The sequence below is a fragment of the Pectinatus sottacetonis genome, assembly GCF_015732155.1.
Lineage (GTDB): Bacteria > Bacillota > Negativicutes > Selenomonadales > Selenomonadaceae > Pectinatus > Pectinatus sottacetonis.
Genome location: NZ_WIQK01000001.1, coordinates 84,945 through 106,299, shown reverse-complemented (window position 1 = coordinate 106,299; position 21,355 = coordinate 84,945). Strand labels below are relative to the sequence as shown.

At 35.3% G+C, this 21,355-nt stretch carries 18 protein-coding genes; 15 read left to right on the top strand and 3 right to left on the bottom strand.

All coding sequences use genetic code 11. The features are described 5' to 3' along the window. Positions 1 to 197 precede the first annotated feature (197 nt). The 14 genes from I6760_RS00410 to I6760_RS00350 all read left to right on the top strand — a co-directional run bounded on the left by I6760_RS00410 (position 198) and on the right by I6760_RS00350 (position 17,397). On the top strand, positions 198 to 1,697 hold the full coding sequence (locus I6760_RS00410) for a TIGR02677 family protein (protein ID WP_196592565.1): 1,500 nt from the start codon (positions 198 to 200) through the stop codon (positions 1,695 to 1,697). Further along, positions 1,690 to 2,877, top strand: coding sequence for a TIGR02678 family protein (locus I6760_RS00405; RefSeq protein ID WP_196592564.1), 1,188 nt, complete (start codon positions 1,690 to 1,692; stop codon positions 2,875 to 2,877). The genes I6760_RS00410 and I6760_RS00405 overlap by 8 nt, the downstream gene beginning before the upstream one ends. Further along, positions 2,867 to 7,054, top strand: coding sequence for a TIGR02680 family protein (locus tag I6760_RS00400; protein WP_196592563.1), 4,188 nt, complete (start codon positions 2,867 to 2,869; stop codon positions 7,052 to 7,054). The genes I6760_RS00405 and I6760_RS00400 overlap by 11 nt, the downstream gene beginning before the upstream one ends. Further along, the gene (locus I6760_RS00395) at positions 7,044 to 8,342 is read left to right on the top strand and encodes a TIGR02679 domain-containing protein (protein WP_196592562.1); all 1,299 of its coding nucleotides are present in this window, start codon (positions 7,044 to 7,046) and stop codon (positions 8,340 to 8,342) included. Before I6760_RS00400 ends, I6760_RS00395 begins: the two co-directional genes overlap by 11 nt. 92 nt (positions 8,343 to 8,434) lie before the next feature. Next, positions 8,435 to 8,596, top strand: coding sequence for a hypothetical protein (locus I6760_RS00390; protein ID WP_196592561.1), 162 nt, complete (start codon positions 8,435 to 8,437; stop codon positions 8,594 to 8,596). 332 nt (positions 8,597 to 8,928) lie between these two features. Further along, positions 8,929 to 9,741, top strand: coding sequence for a class I fructose-bisphosphate aldolase (locus I6760_RS00385; RefSeq protein ID WP_196592560.1), 813 nt, complete (start codon positions 8,929 to 8,931; stop codon positions 9,739 to 9,741). A 101-nt stretch (positions 9,742 to 9,842) separates the two neighbouring features. Beyond that, a complete protein-coding gene (locus I6760_RS00380; protein ID WP_196592559.1) occupies positions 9,843 to 10,391 on the top strand; it encodes a glycerol-3-phosphate responsive antiterminator in 549 nt (182 codons plus the stop codon). Positions 10,392 to 10,405: 14 nt separating this feature from the next. Further along, positions 10,406 to 11,980: an FGGY-family carbohydrate kinase gene (locus tag I6760_RS00375; RefSeq protein ID WP_196592558.1), complete on the top strand. Its 1,575-nt coding sequence runs from the start codon at positions 10,406 to 10,408 to the stop codon at positions 11,978 to 11,980. Between the two features lies 1 nt (position 11,981). Next, positions 11,982 to 12,743: an SDR family NAD(P)-dependent oxidoreductase gene (locus I6760_RS00370; RefSeq protein WP_231036018.1), complete on the top strand. Its 762-nt coding sequence runs from the start codon at positions 11,982 to 11,984 to the stop codon at positions 12,741 to 12,743. Between the two features lie 35 nt (positions 12,744 to 12,778). Next, complete coding sequence (locus I6760_RS00365) at positions 12,779 to 13,639, top strand: NAD(P)-dependent oxidoreductase (protein ID WP_196592556.1); 861 nt, start codon at positions 12,779 to 12,781, stop codon at positions 13,637 to 13,639. A 570-nt stretch (positions 13,640 to 14,209) separates the two neighbouring features. Continuing rightward, positions 14,210 to 14,617, top strand: a complete 408-nt coding sequence (locus I6760_RS12645; RefSeq protein ID WP_231036016.1) for a helix-turn-helix domain-containing protein — start codon at positions 14,210 to 14,212, stop codon at positions 14,615 to 14,617. A gap of 23 nt (positions 14,618 to 14,640) precedes the next feature. Beyond that, positions 14,641 to 15,048 (top strand): RNA-guided endonuclease TnpB family protein, encoded by a 408-nt coding sequence (locus tag I6760_RS12640; protein WP_330997930.1) that lies wholly within the window; start codon positions 14,641 to 14,643, stop codon positions 15,046 to 15,048. A gap of 288 nt (positions 15,049 to 15,336) precedes the next feature. Next, positions 15,337 to 16,608 carry a PTS transporter subunit IIC gene (locus I6760_RS00355; protein ID WP_196592555.1) on the top strand — a complete coding sequence of 424 codons (1,272 nt, stop codon included), beginning with the start codon at positions 15,337 to 15,339 and terminating at the stop codon, positions 16,606 to 16,608. Between the two features lie 432 nt (positions 16,609 to 17,040). After that, entirely contained in the window at positions 17,041 to 17,397 is a 357-nt protein-coding gene (locus tag I6760_RS00350) for a hypothetical protein (protein ID WP_196592554.1), read from the top strand. A gap of 75 nt (positions 17,398 to 17,472) precedes the next feature. Here I6760_RS00350 and I6760_RS00345 read toward each other — a convergent pair whose 3' ends face one another. From I6760_RS00345 to I6760_RS00335, 3 genes are all read right to left on the bottom strand, one after another. Continuing rightward, positions 17,473 to 18,996, bottom strand: coding sequence for a DHA2 family efflux MFS transporter permease subunit (locus I6760_RS00345; protein ID WP_196592553.1), 1,524 nt, complete (start codon positions 18,994 to 18,996; stop codon positions 17,473 to 17,475). Positions 18,997 to 19,008: 12 nt separating this feature from the next. Beyond that, positions 19,009 to 20,067: an HlyD family secretion protein gene (locus tag I6760_RS00340; protein ID WP_231036014.1), complete on the bottom strand. Its 1,059-nt coding sequence runs from the start codon at positions 20,065 to 20,067 to the stop codon at positions 19,009 to 19,011. 65 nt (positions 20,068 to 20,132) lie between these two features. Further along, positions 20,133 to 20,729 carry a TetR/AcrR family transcriptional regulator gene (locus I6760_RS00335; RefSeq protein ID WP_196592552.1) on the bottom strand — a complete coding sequence of 199 codons (597 nt, stop codon included), beginning with the start codon at positions 20,727 to 20,729 and terminating at the stop codon, positions 20,133 to 20,135. 361 nt (positions 20,730 to 21,090) lie between these two features. Here I6760_RS00335 and I6760_RS00330 point away from each other — a divergent pair, with 361 nt between their 5' ends. After that, positions 21,091 to 21,273 (top strand): hypothetical protein, encoded by a 183-nt coding sequence (locus I6760_RS00330; protein WP_196592551.1) that lies wholly within the window; start codon positions 21,091 to 21,093, stop codon positions 21,271 to 21,273. Positions 21,274 to 21,355: the final 82 nt, after the last annotated feature.

Below are 21,355 nucleotides of genomic sequence, written 5' to 3'. Positions count from 1 at the left end.
TATGCAATAAAAAAATCCTGCACCATGAAAGTGCAGGAAAGAGTAAGATAATAATTAGTTCATATATTATTATAAACTTATATTTATTATTTTGCAATAGATTTAAAAAAAGAAATGTCTAAAAGTATTTACGGTTATAGTGTAGAATAATAAGATAAGGTTAGGAAGATTAAATATTTTAGAAGGAAATAAATAAAATGGTAGAGCAAAGTACTTTAAAAAGAATATCGGAAACAGCCTATTTAAATCAGGAGAATACCTGGCGATACCGCAGTATCATTCATTTTTGTTATAAAAAACATGAGCGGATGCAGACATATATTTATCCAGAAGAAATATATCAATATTTGCGGGAAGATGACCATTTTAAGGAATATACAAGTGAACAGCTTAACCAGGATTTAAATCAGCTGGTACAATGGCATAATTTATCGGCACAGCAGGAAACTGCTAATATGAATACAATTGATGATTTCAAAAAGAAAAAATTACGTTATCAGTGTACACCATACACCGTAGAAATAGAACGTATGATTCAGAATCTGCAAAAGATTGGCAGTGAATTTGGCGGATCGCTGGAAATAACGCAGTTTGATAGACTTCTGCATTCTATAACAATGCTTTTAGATAAGGGAAATGATTTAAGTGCCGAGAATTTAAATCAGACTTGGAATGATTTATGTCATTATTTTAAAACGATGGTGCAAAATGCTGCCGATTATTTGGCGCATGTTAAAAGTGAAAAAGTTGAAGAACGCATGAAAACAAGTGAATTTATTATTTATAAGGATAAATTTACTCATTATTTGCAAAACTTCATGATAGGTTTGCAGCATTCGTCATTGCAGATTGAGGCAGTATTTAAAAGAAATGACGCAGTAAAAGAGAAAAATATAATAGATAAAATAGCTAATTATCAGCTTAATTATCGGCTTGGTGAAGAAAAGTCAGCAAAAGAGTACTTTGAGGAATACATGGAACAGTATTTGGCGATAAAAGAGTGGTTTTTGGGCGCCCAGTATCGTGAAAGTGAGTTGCGGGTACTATATGGGGAAACGATGGAAACAATAAGGCGGATAACACGTTTTGCCAAAAGGTTAGCTGAACGTCATCAGGCCTTTCGCAGCCGCAAAAATGATTACATATATTTGTCCCGCTGGTTTTTACGGTTAGGAACACAGCAGGAAGCAGCCAAACTTAGTGCGGTATTATTCGGTACTGTACAGATGCGGCATTTTTATGCAAAGCCGCGTAGTAGTGATAGTTTTGATATACTGATGCAGGAGGAAGCTCCCACGGTTATCGAGATGAAACCGCGAACAAAAACATATCGGGAAAAAAGTAAACAGCAGGCTATGACTGAATATGCAGCAGAAAAAAGACTGGTTTTACAAAAGTATCGTGAACAGCAAATAGTGCATGATGAATTAATCGATAAACTAATTCATCATGATAGTATTGATTTGGCTGAATTGCCTAAAATATCCACTGCTGTGCGTAAAACTCTGCTGGGCTGGATAACACGCTGCCTGCAGCAGGAAACCCGTCAGATTCAGACTCAGACGGGACGACAGGTGAAATTGCTATGGGATAATAATACTATTGAAACCATTGTATTAAAAAGTGATGATGGTGAATTTGTTTTACCGAAAATGAAATTGCAGGTAACGGCGGCGAGGATGAAAAATTATGGATAATAATATGAAACGTGCTATGATGCTGCTTTTAGAAAATAAATGGCTCATAAGAAAAAAATCACCTGAGGAATATAATTTGGTAAGACGTTATGAAAAAGAGCTGCAAAGATATTTTCAAGATAAATGCGGCTGGCTGCTTGTCAGCAATCAACGTTTTTACAAGCTGGAAAAGATACCAGCAAGAGCTGAAGCATTCATGGGGATTAAAGAATTTCAGCAGGCAGAGGATTATGTATTACTTTGCTGTATTATGGCGTATTTGGAAGAACAGGAAGTTGACAGTAAATTTTTATTGAGTGATTTATGTGAGGCTTTGCTGGAATATTATCCAGACGAAGAATTTAACGACAAAATAAATTGGGAGTCATATAATTGGCGGCGGGCATTGGTCAGAGTAATAAACTATCTATTGTCAATGGAAATATTGCGCTGGATAGATGGCGACCGCAGCGGCGAAAATTTTTTAAGCAATGATTTTTCGCGTGAATCTTTTTCAGGGGAAACACTTTATCAGATAACGATATTGTCACGTTATTTTTTACGCAGTTACCCTAAAGACCTGCAAAACTATGATGATATTGCCAGTTTATATCAAAGTGAGTTTATGGAAAATGATGCGGTGGAAGCGGAAGAAGTAGCTCATCGTCGTCATAATGTCTATCGGCAGTTATTATTGTCCCCCATTTTTTATAAAGAAGCGGCTGCTGGTGATTTCGCCTATTTACGCAAGATGTATCGGCGTATAAATGAAGAAATGATGGAGCTGTTTGAAGTTGATGTACAGTTATATGATGATTGTGCTATGGCAGTAAGTAATGAGCGCAATACTTGGTTTAAAGATGTTTTCCCCGCACGCTTGAAAGGCAGTCATGATGTTATTTTGAGTTTTGCTGCGTATTGTTGGGAAAATAGTATTAAGCCACAGGCGTTATCATTAAAAGAGTTTATAAATTTGGCTGAGAAGACTGCTCAGCAATTTAATAGTGGCTGGACCAAAGAATTTCGTGAAATGACAGCAGAAAAACTGGCGCGGGCAATTTTGGCGGAAATGATGGAGTGGCAGATGGTATTTTGGCACAAAAAAGAAAATATGGTGATATTGCAGCCGGCATTATTTAAGCTAATTGGCAAATACCCGGCAGATTATTTGGCAGGAGGTACTACAGCATATGGAAAGTAATAAATGGCAGTTGCATAGAGCCGGAATACTTAATTATTGGTATTATGATGAGGCTGAATTTTTATTTGCTGGTGGGAGGCTGTTATTGCGTGGCAGTAATGGTGCCGGCAAATCAGTAACGATGCAAAGTCTTATTACATTGCTGCTGGATGGTGTAAAGTCAGCTGAAAGATTGGATAGTTTTGGCTCACGCTCACGTCGAATAGAAGATTATCTTTTAGGCGAAAAAGAAATAAGTAATTATGATGAGCGGACAGGTTATTTATTTTTGGAGTATAAAAGACAAAAAAGTGAGCAGTATATTACGACAGGGATAGGTCTGCATGCTCGTCGTAATGCCGGGAAAGTAGATTTTTGGGGATTTATCGTAACAGACAACCGGCGTATAAATAAGGATTTTTATCTTTATAAAATGGAAAAAAATCCTCAGACCGGTGAAAAACAGCGTATTCCCCTGTCACGCCGAGAACTCGAGAATCGGTTGGGTACAGGGGGAAGGCTGACTTTGTCACAGAAGGAATATATGCAGCTGGTTAATCGTTATATTTTTGGGTTTAAAGATATTGATAAGTATCGCGAGTTGATGCGTTTGCTTATACAATTACGCAGTCCCAAATTATCACGTGATTTTAAGCCCAGTGTAATATATGAAATATTAAACGAATCGTTGCCGGCTTTAAGTGAAGAACAGCTGCAGCCTTTATCAGAAACGATTGAAAGTATGGAAAAAACCAAACTGGCTATTGAACAACTGCAGCGGGAAGAAAAATCTTTTAATGGTATCTGTCGCGAATATGATGCTTATAATCGTGGTGTGTTAGTGCAGCAGATTTTAGCGGATAGAACTTATAAGCAGCGTTATGAATCAGCTAAAAAAAATTATGCTGTTTGTCTGCAAGAACAAGAAACGGCTCAGCAATGTTGTCAACTGGCACAAGAACAACAACAAAAGCTTATTATTGAACAAGATGAGCTTAGCAATGAAAATGAAGAACTTAAAAATAATAAAATTTATCGTGCTGCCTCTGATAAACGTGATAAAGAAGAATTATTGCAGAAGAAACAAAATGATTATGAGCGTCTGGCAGAGACTTTAAGTGAGAAAAAACAGCGAGAATTTGAATTGACGGATATGGTGCATACTTATGAAGAAAAAATAGTTCAGCTGGAAACGACAGTTGCTGATATACTGGATGAACTAACTGATATAGCAAAGACAGCGCAGTTTGTCTTTGCAGAGGTAATGCAGGCGGGATATGCTGTAAATAACAACGATAATGCTGTTCATTTTTCAGCATGGCAGCAGGAAATAGATAATTATAGCAGTCATTTACAGTGTTTGCGCAGGGCAGCACAGGCTTACCAAAAATTAACTGATAATTATAGTCGCATTGAAAAGGAATTGGGACAGGAAAATAAACTGCTGGACGAATATCAACGGCAATATGAAAAGATTACTGCCCAGTTGGAAGAGCAGCGGGACAAATTAGTAAAAGCCTATTATGAATGGAAAAACAAATATAAAAATATTTTGCCAATTGATATCGAAGCAGAAACAAGGATAATAACTGTTTTACAGGAACTATATGACGGACAGCAATGGGAATACGCAGCAATTGTGCTGGAAAATCAGTACATAGATGTTATACAAAGTAATAACGCTATTTTGGGAGAGTTTATTGCCAAGCAGAAAATTTTGGATAATGAAATTGAACAACTTGAACAGCAGCTCAAAGTATTACGAGAAACAAAAGAAGCCGTGCCGATGTTATCAGAGGAAATGCAGCAGGCTAGAAAATATTTAACTGAAAATAAAATTAAATGGATAGCTTTTTACGAAAGTGTTGAATTTAGAGAAACTGTGACAGCACAGCAGCAGTGTGCTATTGAAGCAGCATTAACTGGCAGTGGTGTTTTAAATGCGTTGATATTGGAAAGTGATGCTGTGAATGAGACGCTGCCACAGCAAATGCGGGGAAATATTGTTGGCAGCGCGATGGTTCCGGTATTGGCTAAAACCTTATTTGATTATTTGCAGCCAGGTGAAAAAACGGTTGTGGGAAAAGAACGTATTGCCAGTATTTTGAGCAGTATTGTTGTTGATGAAGCGTTTTATGCTTATAGTACTGATGCTTATATTAGTATGAACGTACAAAATGGAGCCTATCACTATGGGAATATCAGCGGCTGTGAAATTTTGTCAGCAGAAGCAATGTATTTAGGCAGTCGGGCAAGAAAATTGTATAGACAAAAGCAAATTATTGAAAAACAGCAGGTACTGCAGGCGCGGCAGGCTGAGAATGTTGAGATAAAAAATGCAGTGGAAAAAATTAAGAATAAAATCACTCAGATAGTAATGGCAAAAAAAGATTTTCCTGCGGAAAAAGAAATTAAGCTTGTATATAATAGTCAGCAGCAGTATCAAAGTGAACTTGAAAGGCAGAGTAAAAAAGTTGCTGACAAAGAACTGGCTAAGGGAAAGCTTGCGGAGCAAATGCGTCAACAACAGCAGGAAATAAATAAACTGCGTGGGAATAATACGCTGCCTTTTACCAATGAAGCCTATGAGAAAGCGCAAGATGAGATGCAGCGCTATAATAGTTATTTTGCTAAATTACAAATAGAGCAAAAAGATTATGACAATGTCCAGCGTAATCGCCAGCGTATATGTGCCGATATAGATTATGTACAGACTGAAATTGATGAATTTATCGGACAACGCTTGGAATGTGAACTGGAAGTAAATAAATTAAAAAAACGTCTGGATACGATTAATAGTTACTTGCAGGAAATGGATATTGATAAACTAGACAAGCGCATAGCTGTTGTAATGCAGCGATTAAGTTTGCTGCCAAAGGCTATAAATGAACAGGTCGCCATTAATGCCAAAAATCAAGGAGTAATTGAGCAGACTACTGTTCAATTGGAACAGTTGCAGCTGGAGTGTAATTTTTATAAAAAAATAACAGAGGTTGCGCAGAAATTATTAAACGATGAAATTGAGCGTGGACTGATTATTCCAGCAATTACCGATGAATCAGAATTGGCAAATATAGTAAAAAAATGGGAAAAAAGCGGCAGAAAAACATTAACCCAGCTTATGAGTAAATTGAATGAAAAATTCTCTTATGAGCAGATGCATCTGCAGGAATATCGTTTGCAGATTCGTCAGCTTGATGAACAGATTATGACAATACCAAATTTAGATGGCGCAGATAGAAAAAGTGAATGGGAAAATGAATGGAATAATTTGGCGGAAAAGGCAAAGCGCCAGATAATAGTAATAGAAACAGCGGGAAATTTATTAAATCCATATCAGCAGGCAGATATCATAAAAAAACATTTAATTGAGCAGGAAAATCTTTTATCAGAGCAGGATAAAAGACTTTATGAAGAAATAATAATGAACGATATTGGGCGGGCTATCAGCCAAAAGATTTATGCCGCTGAGCATTGGGTTAAACAAATGAATTCGCTTATGCAGAAAAGTGATACTTCAAGCGGTATAAAATTTAGATTGGAATGGAAACCGCTGCGTGGGCAGGATGATGCCGAGTTAGATACAGGAGAACTGGTGGATTTACTGCATATGGATCCTGCTTTACTCAAGGATGAGGACATGAAAAAGATTGTGGAACATTTTTCGGCACGAATTAAGCAGGCCAAGGAAGAGGCGGAATTACAGCAAAAAGATCTTGAGTTTTTTCAGCAGGCAGTTCGTGATTTGCTTGATTATCGTCAGTGGTTTAATTTTAAACTCTTTTATGATCAGGGGCAGCAGATAAAAAGACGAGAACTCACAGATAAAATATTTTTTCGCTTTAGCGGCGGTGAAAAAGCTATGGCGATGTATATTCCGTTGTTTTCGGCGGCATATTCCCGTTATCTTGAAGCAGGAAAGGATGCACCGTTTATAATAACGCTTGATGAAGCTTTTGCTGGTGTCGATGAAAAAAATATTCGTGATATGTTTAATTTGGTGGAAAAATTAGGTTTTAATTATATAATGAATTCACAGGCTATTTGGGGTGATTATGATGTGGTGCCGCAGCTTAATATGTATGAGTTGCTGCGTCCCGCCAATGCTCCATATGTGCAGCTGTTTGGCTGTCATTGGGACGGTCATGTGCGGAAAATGCTTCTGACTGATGAGGACATACAAGCTGATGAAAAATGAAGAAGATATTTTAAAAACAGCAAAAGTCTATTTTAACGATAATGAAATTTTATCTCGTTTAGCAGCATGTTTCTGTGATAAATATCGCAGTCTTGGGCATTGGGGAGGTGTTGTGGAGTTCACAGCACTTAGCAGTAGTGATAAAGAAATATTGTCGGGGTTTTTAGGTAAATATATACGAGAAAGTAAAGTGCGTATAAGCTATAAAAAATTTTGTAGTGCATGGAAAAATACGCGGTTCGCGGCTATTGAACTGGAAAACTTTTTAAAGTATTATCACAAAGACCCGCTTATTTCTAAACAACAGGAAAAATTATTACAGCAAAAAAATCAGCTGGCAATTATTGATGAATTATTAGAAAAACATATGACCGGTGCGGCTAATAAATGGCTGCAAGCACTAAAAAATAAAGAGTTATATCTGTATCGTCGAGAATTAGCTAATGATAAAAAGTTATTGCAGCTGCTGGCAGAAGCTTTGGATAATTTACCGACGGACTATGAACGGTTGCCGGTTTTTGCTAATAGAGTAAGCGGCAATCCGCATATTTTTGATGTCAACACGGTGGAAGCTAATGTACTATTGCAGGCATTGGCGTTTTTGGCTGGTACTAATATGGCGATAATAAGTATTGAGGCTAAAACAGAAATTTTTTATCGACATAAATTATTGCGCGATGATATCCTTAATTTTGCTACTGTTTTTGGTTTGTGTGGCTTTAATGATACCGGACGGATTGCTTATTGGTATGAAGCGGCTAAAATAAAGGCACCGCTTAATCTGCCTTTACGAGAAATCGTTCGTGCAACGAAAATTTGTCCAATATCTGAAGTTGAAAATAAAGAAAAATATATTGTATATATAGTAGAAAACTCTGGTGTTTTTTCAGCAATTATTGATTATTTGCAACAGAGTGGTAATAATCAAGCCGTGATATGTTTACATGGGCAGCTTAAAATGGCATCATGGGCGTTGTTGGACAGATTATACAGCAGTGGCGCGGTGTTTTATTATTCTGGCGATTTTGACCCCGAGGGACTGGGTATTGTCGAAAAAATAATAGAGCGGTATGGCACACGTGTTAAATTATGGCATTTTAATGCCCGGCAATATATTGATATTATTGGGAAAAATAATGATAATAATACATTATCAAATGAGCGGCTCAAAAAATTAGAAAAAATTAAGCAGCCATTATTAAGACAGCAGGTTCAATTATTACAAAAATATAAACAGGCTGTGTATCAAGAGAGTTTTATAAATGATTTATTAAATGATTTTTTCTAATGGTAAACAGCTATGTTTATTGCGTTTACCATACATTAATATTAATGCTGCAACAGAAGCTGTAAGTCAGGCTTGGCATAGGAGGGGAAAAAATGCTTAGTGATATAATGATCGGGCAGTTTTTCCCGGGAAAATCTATTTTGCATCGTCTCGATGCCATGGCAAAGATTTTGATGTTATTTGCCTTAATTATCAGCATTTTTTATGTGACAGTAAATATGATTATATTTTGCTTATTATATTTAATATTATAGTAATGTATATCTCCCGTATTCCCATCGGGATGTATATGAAAATCATTTTTACACAAACTATTTTACACTCACTAAAGATGAAATAGCATACGTAGTGAAAATACTTATTACACATATCTAAATGTAAAAATGTTTATATTAGTGAGTAATATATAAAATAAAATTTTTATTGACAAAATGATTATTTTGAATTATTATAAAGTTGTAAAAACAAAATATATTTTGTGAACAAGAAATACAGAGTGTTCATTTAGATTGGTATAAATAATTACTTTATACTGGTTTATTTGGGCACTCTATTTTTTTGTAATATTTTAAGGAGGCAGTTTTATATGGATAAGACAAAAAGAATGAATCGTATTTTCGGAAAAGATGGAAAAACTATTATTGTAGCATTGGATGGTTTTGGATTTAGTGCATATACAGAAGGAGTGGACTTTTCTGTAAAGAACGTAAAAAATCTTTTAAAATATGGCTTGAACTGTGCATTGGTTACTTATGGGCAGGCTCAAATGTTTGCAAAAGATTTAATAGATGTACCTATTGTTTTACGTGTGGATGGGTCAGCAGATGTATTTGATAATAATGTTCCTGATACAGCACAATTTTTTGACGTAACTGATGCTTTGAAATTAGGGGCAGATGGTGTTGTATGTATGACATTTCCGGGAGGAGATAAGGGTAGGGAAGAATTTTCACATAAAATGCTTTCATCACTGGCAAAACAGGGAAGAGAATGGAATGTCCCAGTATTAGCGGAAACATTACCTTGTTCATATCCTGTTATTGATGCGTATCCTAATTCAGGAAATCCAGAATATATAAAAACGGCTGCCAGGCTTGGAGCGGAATATGGAGCAGATATTATAAAGACAAGGTTTACTGGTAACATTGAAACAGATAAAAAAATTGTAAAAAATACTATAAAACCAACTGTAGCTCTTGGTGGACCTAAAACGGATAATAAAACTTATTTTGAATATGTTTATAATTTGATGCAGGCGGGTGTAAAAGGGATTGCCTGTGGAAGAAATATTACGCAAGATCCGAATCCTGTTGGTAAAGTAGCTGCATTATCAGCATTGATCCATGATGATGCAAGTGTTGAAAAAGCTCTTGAAATTTATAGTTCTGTGAAAGCATAATAAAAGCAAAAATGCTGAATGATTATAGTAACAAGATTAAAATATTAATTCGTAATTTTATGATATAGTTAATGTAAATTATATTATTCGGAGGAGTTCTTATGCGATTAAAAAATACTATAATACCTTCAGTCAGAGAAATAAGACATTTGTCATTAGCCTGTAAATCAAAAGCTCCTATTATATTATTAAGTAATACAGATATAGGAAATTTGGCATCACAAGCAGATTATGTGCATAAATGCGGTAAACAGGCATTTGCACATCTTGAGTTAATCGGGGGATTTGCACCAGATAGTACAGGACTAAAATTACTTAAAAATATGTATCACTTGGATGGAGTTTTTACGACAAATGTACAGGCGGGAAATATAGCTAAAAATTTGGGAATGGCTGTTGTATATAGGTTTTTTTTAATTGACAGCCGCTCACTTAAAAGAACATCTGAAATATTAAGAAAAAATACATTCGATGCTATAGAAACTTTACCTGCGTACTGTGCTGTGCAAGAATTTGCTAATTTGCAACAGTTAGGAAAGGGTATACCTTTTATTGCTGGAGGATTTGTTCGGGATAAAAAAATGGTCAAAGAAATATTCGCATCGGGAATATGCGGAATAACTACAAGCAAAATAGAATTGTGGAATTAGAAAGGAGAATAAAAATGCCTGAGTATTTAATGGGTATAGATAATGGGGGAACATCAAGTAAAGCTGCTATTTATGATTTAAAAGGAAGAGAAGTAGCACAATGTACCACTTATACAAATATGTTGATTCCTCATGAATACTGGACGGAAAGAGATATGAGTGAACTAAAACAGGTGAACTTTTCGGCTATTCGAGGGGCAATAGAAAAAGCATGCATTAATCCAAAGGACATTATTGGTGTTTCTACGACTGGACATGGAAATGGGTTATATCTTATTGGTGAAAATGGTAGTTATGTGCGAAATGGAATTATCTCAACAGATAATAGAGCACATAAAGTTGTTGAAAAGTGGCTATCTGATGAGAATTATGAGAAAATTGTTCGTCCCCGTACCTATGCAACTATTTGGAGTTCACAGCCGCCGGCTTTGTTGAAATGGTTGGATATAAATGAACCTGAAATTTATGATAAAACAAAATATGTGTTTATGATAACAGATTTAGTGAGATACTGGTTAACTGGCAAGGCTGGTTTTGAAGTTTCGAATGCCAGCGGAACATCACTTTTTAACCAAGATACAGAAAATTATGATAAATATGTATTTGAGTATTTTGGTATAGGGAAATGGATGAAGAAGATGCCGCCGTTGATTAAATCAGCAGAGAAAGCTGGAGAGATTACTGATGAAGTAAGCAATGAAACAGGGTTAAGTAAAGGAACTTTAGTTGCAGGAGGCCTAATTGATATAACTGCCAGTGCTCTTTCCACAGGACTGGTAAAGCATAATCAATTATCTATTGTAACGGGAACATGGAGCATAAATCAGTATATTGATAATAAAATTACAGTAGTGAAGGATTTATTCATGACTTCGGATTATCCGCTGGAAAAAGAATATTTACTGACAGAAGCATCTCCCACCAGCGGTTCTAACCTTACATGGTTTATTGATACATTTTTAAAGGCTCATTCTAAATTGTTGAAAATTGTTGATGATGAAAGTAGTGTATATGATTATTGTTCAAGATTAGTAGAATCTGTTAAACCATGGGAAAGTAAGCTTATTTTTTATCCGTTTATTTTTGGCTCGAATGCTGGAGTAGCCAATTCTTCGGCAGGATTTATCGGAGCTACTAAGGAAACTTCATTGGCTAAGTTTGTAAGTGCAATTTATGAGGGAGTATGCTTTGCCCATAAAGCACATGTTGAAAAATTAATGAAAATTAATGAAAATGTTTTAGATAAACCAATTAGAATTGCTGGTGGTATAACCAATTCACAGATATGGCTGCAAATGTTTGCAAATGTATTTCAAAAACCACTGGAACTGGTAAATGTAAAAGAAAATGGCGCATTGGGAACATCAATGGCCGCCGGAGTTATGGCAGGTGTTTTTTCTGATTTTCATGTAGCGGCAGAAAATATGGTGAATATTTCTAAAGTAATTAAACCAGATCCTGCAATGGCAGAAATATATCAGCAGAAATATGAATTGTATAAAAAAGCTGTAATTAATCAGGCAAATGTTTGGTCGGATATTGAAGATACCGTATTATCTAAACCTAAAATTATTGAAAGGATTGAATAACATGGAATTGGGTCTAAAAGGTAAAAAAGCATTGGTAACTGGAGGAGCAACAGGACTAGGAAGGCAATTTGTTTTGGCGTTAGCGAGAGAAGGAGTGACTGTTGGTTTTAGTTATTATAGTGAAAAAGAAAAGCCGGATGAAGTAGAAGAAATGGTAGCTGAACAAACAAATGTAAAAGCCTATGGGTTCAAGACCGATTTATCAAAAGTTAAACAAGTAGGATTATTATTTGATGAAGTGCATGAAAAAATTGGGGAAATAGACATTTTAATTAATAATGCAGGAGTTTGGTTAACGGGACTTGTTACGGAAATAAAATCCGATGATTGGGATTTGCAGCTTGAAACAAATTTAAGAGCACCATTCCTTTTGTGCCAAAAATTTGCTCAATATGCAAATAAGGAAGAGCATGGCGGACATGTTTTGAATATTACCAGTCAAGCTGCCTATTATGGTTCTACAACTGGGCATTCACATTATGCGGCATCAAAAGCTGGATTGATAGCATTTAATGCTTCATTTGCCAGAGAGCAGGCAAAAAAAGGAATTAATAGTAATAATATTGCTATTGGTATTATGCACACAAGGATGATTCAGGCGAATCTTGATAAAGATCCAAATTATTATGTGAATAGAATTCCTATGGGAAGAGTTGTTGAACCTGAAGAAATAGCTAAAATGGGAACATTATTTGTTTCTGATATATATAGTTATATGACCGGAGCGACTGTAGATGTTACTGGCGGCATGTTGATGCATTAAAAAACAAAAATTTAAGTATAAAGGATGGATTGATTATGAAAATTTTGGCGTTTGGTGATAATCTTATTACATCAGAAATGTTAAGCAATGGATTAAAAGCTTTTGAAAATAATGGCGATACGGTAGAAATTCGTGATTGGAGCCATAAATCTGTTGAAGATTTACAAAATGACAATATTAAAATTGAACAACATGGTGCTAATGCCATTGAAATAAGTGATCCAGAATTATTAAAAAATATAGGTGACTATGATTTAATAATTACTCAGTTTATGCCAATTGGAAAGAAATTAATTGATAAGGCAATAAACCTAAAATATATAGGCGTTTTAAGAGGCGGCATAGAAAATGTAGATAAAAAATATGCTGAAAGTAAAAAAATACAGGTGATAAATACTGCAGGACGCAATGCCAGAGCTGTGGCGGAATTTACAGTCGGCATGATTTTATCAGAGATCCGAAATATTGCCCGGACTAATGCAGAAATGCATAAAGATATTTGGTTTAAAGATTTTCCTAATAAAGATAATATTCCGGAATTAGGTGGAAAAGTTGTCGGGATTATTGGGTTTGGACATATAGGCCAGTTGGTAGCAAAATTTTTAAAAGGTTTTGATGTAAAAATTGTTTATTATGATCCTTATGTGAGTATATCTGGTGAGGCTGACAGACTGAAGAGTGTCGAGGAAGTTGTCAAAAAAGCAGATATAGTGACTATTCATATGCGTGCTACAGAGGAAACATATCATATTATTGATAGTCATATTTTTGCATTAATGGATGAAAATACTTATTTCATAAATACAGCACGGTCAGCATTAGTAGATGAAAAAGCGTTAATTAAGGCACTATCAGAAAAAAAATTGGCTGGTGCGGCAATTGATACTTTTGATTAAATGGGAGCCGCACACTCGTGACTTCAGTCTGAGTTAGGCGACCAAACTAGTCAGTATGTATAGAAATATGCATATAGAGATTGGCAAAGACCAATCCAATACTGCCTGAAATGCTGGAAACTCCTAAAGACAGCATAGCCACAACGCTAAGATGAAACAAGCTCAAACGTGACGGCGACGAAAGTAAAAAAAATATGCTGTATGGTGCAAGGTTAAACCCTAAACACTAAGAAAATGGACAATCAGCAGGAAAGCTCCGAACAGGAGAATCCCCAACGACTATTCCTCTTGAGGGAAGTACAGCCAAGCGGCTGGAAGTGGGCAGACCTTAACGGATAATGCCGAAGGACAAGATATAGTCTGTGCTTTATGGAAACATAAAGGAGTTCATAAGAGAACCGCATAGGAATCAGCGAGCCCGTGTGAACGACACCTCCCCCATACGACTAAAAAAGAACTTACGACTCTTATATATGTTACTGCAAAGAACTTGCTTTTCTAAAGCCTGCATGTTAAGTTTAAAATAATCAGGCAATAATCTTGTAAAGATAAAAAGAAAAGTGAGCAATCATGGAAAAAGCCTTCAAATTTAGGATATACCCCAACAAAACACAGGAACTACTGCTGCAAAAAACATTTGGCTGCGTAAGATATGTTTTTAATCACTATCTCGACATGCGAATCAAAGCATACAACAATGATAAAACCACACTTACCTATACCAAATGTTCCAGTAATTTAACGCAGTTGAAAAAAGAAAACACCTGGTTAAAAGAACCAGATAAATGTTCCTTACAAAACGCGTTAAAAGACCTCGATACAGCTTACCAGAACTTCTTTAAACATAAAAAAGTTGGCTTTCCTAAATTCAAGACCAAAAAAAACAGGCATAAATCCTACAAAACAAACTTTACCAATAGCAACATTGAATTTCTGGGAACAAAAATAAAACTTCCCAAACTAGGTGGGGAAGTATAAACAGAAACAAAGCAAGAATCAAAGTGGCAAGGCTGCAGGCACGTATTGCAAATCAGCGAAAAGATATGCTGCATAAACTATCTCATAAACTTATAGAAAACTACGATGTTATCTGCTTAGAAGACTTACAAATAAATAACATGCTGAAAAACCACAAACTTGCCCGAAGTATTATAGATGCCAGCTGGTCAGAATTTATCCGCCAGATAAAATATAAAGCTCAGTGGTATAGCAAAGAAATAGTACAAATAGACAAATTCTATCCATCAAGCCAGCTGTGCCATAATTGTGGTTACCAGAACAAAGAAATAAAAGACCTTACTATAAGGAAATGGGAATGTCCTAACTGTAAAGCCCAGCATGACAGAGATATAAATGCCGCCATAAACATTCGCAATGAAGGACTAAGAATATTAAACATAACAGCATAATAACATATATAAGAACCGTAGGAACTACGGGGATAGCCTGTGGAGATAATATAAGACGTGCTTTTGGCGCAACTATCCGTGAAGCAGGAACCCCGCGACTTTAGTCGTGGGAGGTTCAGGATGAACCATTACCAGCAGATTCACCATTTTTGACATTGCCTAATGTGACATTGACTTCTCACTTGGCAGGTACAACAGCAGATGCATTTAAAAATACGCCTAAATTATTTGCAGAAAGATTTTTAAAGAAATGAAAATTAATATATTATTTGGAAAGGGAGTGTAAGTATGCCAATAATTAACATGATTGTAAATTTGGGGTCAGCAGTCATGATGCCAATAATATTTTTTGTTGTTGGAATGATTTTTAGAATGCATCCGGCAAAAGCATTTAAATCCGGCATGCTTGTAGGAGTTGGATTCACCGGTGTTTCTATGGTAATTACTATGATGCTGAATGCACTTGGGCCAGCATCAAAAGCTATGGTGGAAAGACTTGGGTTACAGCTCACAGTTACTGATGTCGGCTGGGGAACAGCTTCTACAATTAGCTGGGGTTCACCGATTATGCTGGTCACAGTTGTGGGATTTTTAGTTATAAATGCTATATTATTAATTCCTAATATTACTAAAACTGTAGATTTGGATATATTTAATTTTTGGATATTTTTATTGGTAGGGACAGCAATTTACGCAGGTACAGATAATTTCTGGATTTCAGTGGTTGCAGTTTGGATTATCTATGCACTGACACTTATTGTAGCAGATATTACGCAGCCAATTATTCAGAAACAATTTCCTAATAAAGATCTGGACGGTATTTCGTTCCCTCATTTGACTTGTCTAGCATGGGTACCCTTTGGGATAATAGGAAATTGGATTTGCGAACATATGCCTGGCCTAAATAAAATACAGTTTGATCCTGAAACGATTAACAGGCGTTTAGGGATTTTAGGTGAACCAATAAGCTTTGGGGCAATCATTGGAGCTGTCATGGGGATATTTGCCGGATATGATATACCGAAAGTTTTAACTTTAGCAGTGAATATAGCAGCTGCAATGTATTTGCTGCCAGTAGTGGTAAATGTATTGGTTTCAGGATTAGTAATGGTAAAAGAGCATGTTAATAAAAAGTTACGTATATGGTTTCCTAATAGAAAGTTTTATATTGGTATGGATACGGCATTATTAATAGACGATCCAGCAGTTTTGTCAACAGGACTACTGTTGTTGCCCTTTGCAATCGTTCTAGCCTTTATTTTACCGGGAAATAAAGTTTTACCATTTGCTGACCTGGCATCATTAATGTTTTTGTTTGCGATAATAGCTCCTTTTTGTAAGAGGAATATATTCCGTATGCTGATATCGGGTATTTTAATTATCATAGTAATATTTTATGCAGGTACATCACTGGCACCTGAATTTACAAAAGCAGCAGTAGATTCTCATATTACTTCAGTAAAAGGATTTACATTTATAACTAATTTAGTGGGACCTGTTACTACATGGGTCGGATGGTTGTTTATAAAAGGAAGCGAATTAATAGCAACATTATTATAAAAAAAATATTTAGATTGTAAGAGATTAACTAAACAGTGTATAAAAAATACCGCTAATCCTGTATTATAATTATAAGGACTAGCGGTATTTATATATGGTTAAGGTTATTGACTACAGTTATTTCACTCCATGGCAGATAATTTTCTATCAGCTCAGGGTTATGAATAATTGGCTGGTTAGACAGATTTTTCAATATATACGCAAGATATTTATAAGCATTTATTTTTTTGTGTAACTATTGGTTTTATGCTGTTGACTAAAAAATTTGTTGAATTATAATATTAATAATTACCAAAATAGAAACGGCAATGTGTTTAATAAAAATTATATAAACTGATAAATATTAAAAAAAGGAGAATAGGATAATTCCTTATAAACAAAGGATTATGTTAATTGTAAATGCAATTTTTATTTAAAGCAATAAATGTTTTTTTGAAAAAAACGGCTATTATTTTAAGCTTATTATTATTATCAACTGTAATTTGTTTTGCAAATGGAGCAGTGAAAGAATCATTTATAAAAAAGACGCCGCAATCAATGTATTCGTATATAATACCATATTCTTCTAATAATGAAAGGGTACTGTTGAAAGAATACGGTTTATCTTATGGATCAAAAAGTAATAATCATAATAATTATTGGAATATATCGTACGATAGTGATAATAAATATGTTGACTATTTTTTGCAGGTATCAAATGATTTTGATGATATATCATTTATCCAAAGCATTGATTATATAGGGCTGCATTCATATGGACTGAATTTTGGTATTGCATATAATTTCTAAATCATTATATATTGAATTTGCATTGTGCTAGGTAATAAAATAATTAATTTTGCAAAAAAGGTTCAACATTACCAGTTATTTTTTCCTTGTAGGCAATGCTAAAGCTATGAAGGCTAGTGCCAAAAAGAGACAACCAAGCAGCCGGAAAGTGTCAATATAGGCTAAAATATCAGCTTGCAGCTGTAGACTCTGATACAATTTCATCATTGTTCCATATATAACTGTATTGCTGTTCAATAAAGAAGGAAAGTGGATATTTTGAATTACAGCAGTGTATTGATTTAACCCTAATTTGTATCCTATTTGATCAAAGGTAAGATGTGATTCCAAATATGTTTGTTCTATCTGCTGATGATGAGCCAGGTAGCTGGTTATAATGGAAATACCAAAACTGCCGCCAAGATTTTTCATTAGCGAAATAATGGCAGAAGCATTATTGCTTTCCTTAGTGGAAATATCACAGAATGCTACGGACAATGTTGGAACAAAAAGGAAGGGGGTGCCAAGAATCTGCGTGATCCTTACCAATATGAAATATGTTTTATCGCTTTGCAGGTTAATACCTTCAGAAAATAACATACTGCCAGCACTGATAAACATTCCAAAAGCTATTAAATATTTGGGCTTGAAAATTTTTAATGACTTACCAACCACAGGCATCAACAGCAATATAACGATTCCACCAGGAACTAAAATAAGTCCAGCTGTCGTTGCATCATAGCCAAAATAGTTTTGTACCAGCATAGGCAGCAGCATTACACTGACATTTACAAGTGTTCCGGTAAAAAACATCATTATACAACCTATGGCAAAGTACGGTATCTTGAAAAGTCGTATGTTTACGATTGGATTTTTCTGGCGCAACAGCCATATAATTGTTGCAATTATACTGATAAACGAAATAATAAATAATGCCATGATTCCCGAGCTTGCAAACCAATCATACTGTTGGGCATTATCCAGAGCAACTTGCAATGTACCAAGCCCAACAGCAAGCATTGTAAAACCGATATAATCAATAGAAGAACTGGCTGTCTCATGCTGAAAATCAGGAACCAGCTTTTTTACTAAAATAGCTGTTAATATACCAATAGGCACATTGATAAAAAATATCCACCGCCAACTGAGATTGTCAGTTATATATCCGCCCAAGGCCGGCCCTAAAATAGGCGCACATACATTTACGATACCTACAATAGCAAAGGCACTGCCAAGCTTTTGCGGTGGAAAGCTGTCTTTTATAATAGCTTGCTGGCTTGGCTGCAGGCCTCCGCCTGCCAAGCCTTGAATCAATCGAAAAAAAACTAATGCTGGCAATGAAGTGGCTATTCCGCACAAGAAAGAAGTAAGTGTAAACCCGGCTATGCAGACTATAAAATATCTTTTCCGTCCAAATTTTTCGGAGCACCAGCCAGAAACCGGCAGAATAATAGCGTTAGTTACCAGATAAGATGTCAGTATCCAGGTACTTTCTTCCATACCGGCACTTAAATCACCTGCAATATGTGTAAGCGCTACATTAGTTACTGTTGTATCCAGAATTTCCATAAAGGCGGCTATACTAACGACAAAAGAAATAATCAAAGATTTAGATTTCATATTTTTTATCCTTTAATTTATGTGTACAGTAGGTTTGACAGACATACCAGGACCTAATAATGCCGCAGTAGAGTCAGAAAGATGGTCAAGTAATATTTTTACAGGAATACGTTGTGTTGTTTTCACAAAGTTTCCAGTAGCATTTTCTGCTGGAAATAATGAGAAATAAGAACCGGTACCTGCCTGAAAACTGTCGATTTTACCGGTAAGTTTAAGTTTAGGATATGCATCTATCGAAATATCCACTTTATCACCGGGTTTAATTCTTTTTAGCTGAGTTTCCTTGAAATTTGCTGTAACCCATAAATCAAAACTGACTAGTGAGCATAATTGTGTGCCGGCTTCTACATAAGCTCCCTTATTGACACTTTTCTTGGTTATTCGTCCCGCCATTGGAGCAACTATTTTTGTATGCTGCAGATTATTTTCGGCTTGGTCAAGTTTTGCCTGTGCCTGTACCACTTGAGCCTGAAGCTGCTTTACTTTATTTTGAGAACTTTTTATGACGTCAGGTGCAGAATTTGCCGATACCAGTGAAGCTTTCATCTGACCGAGTGAAGCTCTTGTCGATTTTTCTGCTGCCACAGCTTGATCATATTCCTGCTGTGAGCAGGCCCCGCTTTGAATGAGCATCCCCATACGATTTTTATCAGCCAAGGCTTTTTCCCACGCTGCCTGTGCAGCATTCACCTTCTGATTAGCTTCACTTACATTTGCTGGTGCTGTGATCACAGTTGCCGCTGACTGATTTTGAGCAGCAGCCAAAGCAGCATTGTCTGCTGCTAATGCTGCTTTGGCATTCTCAACTTGAATCTGATAATCTTTGGGATCTATCTGCATAATAATCTCGCCGGCTTTTACAGTCTGATTGTCATTAACGTATATTGTTTTTATGTACCCTGCTACTTTAGGTGATAGTATTACAGTCTGCCCGTCTATTGCAGCATCATCAGTAGAGACTGACTGCCCGCTGTAATGTATATATGCCGTTGCAGCACTTATACTTAAAATAACTGTGGCAATCATTAAACACAAAGTTTTTTTATTGACATTTTTTATCCAAGTAATCATAAATAGTTTGTACTCCTTTAAAAAATTGCTTAATATTAAACAAGCGTTCAATATTAAGCAAAAAATTATTTGATCAAAGAATTTACACCATAAAAATATTGCTGTGTATAAAGCTGCATAATATTGGCAGCCCATTCTTCATTTTTATAATGTCTGGCGACTTCAAAAACACCTTCCATAAAATTATTGGCTAATATGTGATAAAATAACTCATCTATTTTTTTGCTTTTATGTATTTTAGCCTGTAGCTGCATTTGTATATGCATTTTAGTGAATTGGATAAATTCTTCTTTAGTGTTTTCATATGAGGTCCCTTTGCTTTTATCGATCAGAATAACAAATTGTCTGCGATTGTTTTTGAGCATGTTAAGGACAGCCGGTAGTTCCTTTTGAAAATGAAAAGAAGTATCATGGTTCTGATTACTACCTGATACGCCTGGCTCTGATAATAGTAATTTTTGGACAGATAAATATATAGGATTAACGATAATATTGAACAGAGCCTCTTTGTTTTTGTAATAAGTATAAATAAGCCCGACGGGAATACCTGCATTCTTTGCAATATTTCTTAAAGTAGCAGTCTTATAATCGTTATTATAAAATTCCTCAATTGCCATTTGGTATATTTTGTTTTTTATTTCTTCTTTTAATACCTGTGCCATATTTCTGCCATCCTCAGAATATTTATACTATATTGAACATACGTTCATCATAGTATAAAGTAAAGTGTTTGTCAAATATTACATATAGAAAGTAACCGCAAAATAAAACAGTGGCTATAAAATATACCCCAAAAATGAGATAATTTCTTTAGAGTTTTCAGAGCAGGTCGAAAAACTCGAAAAAGTCTAAAGGGGGATTTTCTCATAAGTACTAAAGAATTAACCAGACAGTATCGTTTGCAGCAATGGCGGAAATCAATAACCTTAACATAAAAAAATATCTTCTAAATTTTACCATAGTAAAATTCAGAAGATATAATATGAAATTAGAAAGTATTTATAATTTAATTAAGGAGTGAATTTGATGGGTAAAATTGAAGATGCTTTGCAAAATGATCCAGTTTTAAAAGAAAAGGTAGTTAATTCTGTAAAAGAAAGTCTTGAAAAGGAACTTGTAGCTGCTAATGTTATAAAACCAGGTGAATTGGAAACTCAAAACGTAGGTTGTGTAAGTGTCCTGTTGAGTACAGTATGTACTTGCTAATAAATATATAATACAATCTCTAATAAGAGGATGAGAATATAGAATATTTATTTTATGTTTCCATCCTCTTATTAGTATTACT

Coding starts and splice junctions, on each gene's coding strand:
- I6760_RS12645 (WP_231036016.1), top strand. CDS start 14,210: ATGGAAAAAGCCTTCAAATTTAGGATATACCCCAACAAAACACAGGAA.
- I6760_RS00355 (WP_196592555.1), top strand. CDS start 15,337: ATGCCAATAATTAACATGATTGTAAATTTGGGGTCAGCAGTCATGATG.
- I6760_RS00410 (WP_196592565.1), top strand. CDS start 198: ATGGTAGAGCAAAGTACTTTAAAAAGAATATCGGAAACAGCCTATTTA.
- I6760_RS00340 (WP_231036014.1), bottom strand. CDS start 20,067: ATGATTACTTGGATAAAAAATGTCAATAAAAAAACTTTGTGTTTAATG.
- I6760_RS00400 (WP_196592563.1), top strand. CDS start 2,867: ATGGAAAGTAATAAATGGCAGTTGCATAGAGCCGGAATACTTAATTAT.
- I6760_RS00345 (WP_196592553.1), bottom strand. CDS start 18,996: ATGAAATCTAAATCTTTGATTATTTCTTTTGTCGTTAGTATAGCCGCC.
- I6760_RS00380 (WP_196592559.1), top strand. CDS start 9,843: ATGCGATTAAAAAATACTATAATACCTTCAGTCAGAGAAATAAGACAT.
- I6760_RS00365 (WP_196592556.1), top strand. CDS start 12,779: ATGAAAATTTTGGCGTTTGGTGATAATCTTATTACATCAGAAATGTTA.
- I6760_RS00405 (WP_196592564.1), top strand. CDS start 1,690: ATGGATAATAATATGAAACGTGCTATGATGCTGCTTTTAGAAAATAAA.
- I6760_RS00375 (WP_196592558.1), top strand. CDS start 10,406: ATGCCTGAGTATTTAATGGGTATAGATAATGGGGGAACATCAAGTAAA.
- I6760_RS00395 (WP_196592562.1), top strand. CDS start 7,044: ATGAAAAATGAAGAAGATATTTTAAAAACAGCAAAAGTCTATTTTAAC.
- I6760_RS00385 (WP_196592560.1), top strand. CDS start 8,929: ATGGATAAGACAAAAAGAATGAATCGTATTTTCGGAAAAGATGGAAAA.
- I6760_RS00335 (WP_196592552.1), bottom strand. CDS start 20,729: ATGGCACAGGTATTAAAAGAAGAAATAAAAAACAAAATATACCAAATG.
- I6760_RS00370 (WP_231036018.1), top strand. CDS start 11,982: ATGGAATTGGGTCTAAAAGGTAAAAAAGCATTGGTAACTGGAGGAGCA.
- I6760_RS00390 (WP_196592561.1), top strand. CDS start 8,435: ATGCTTAGTGATATAATGATCGGGCAGTTTTTCCCGGGAAAATCTATT.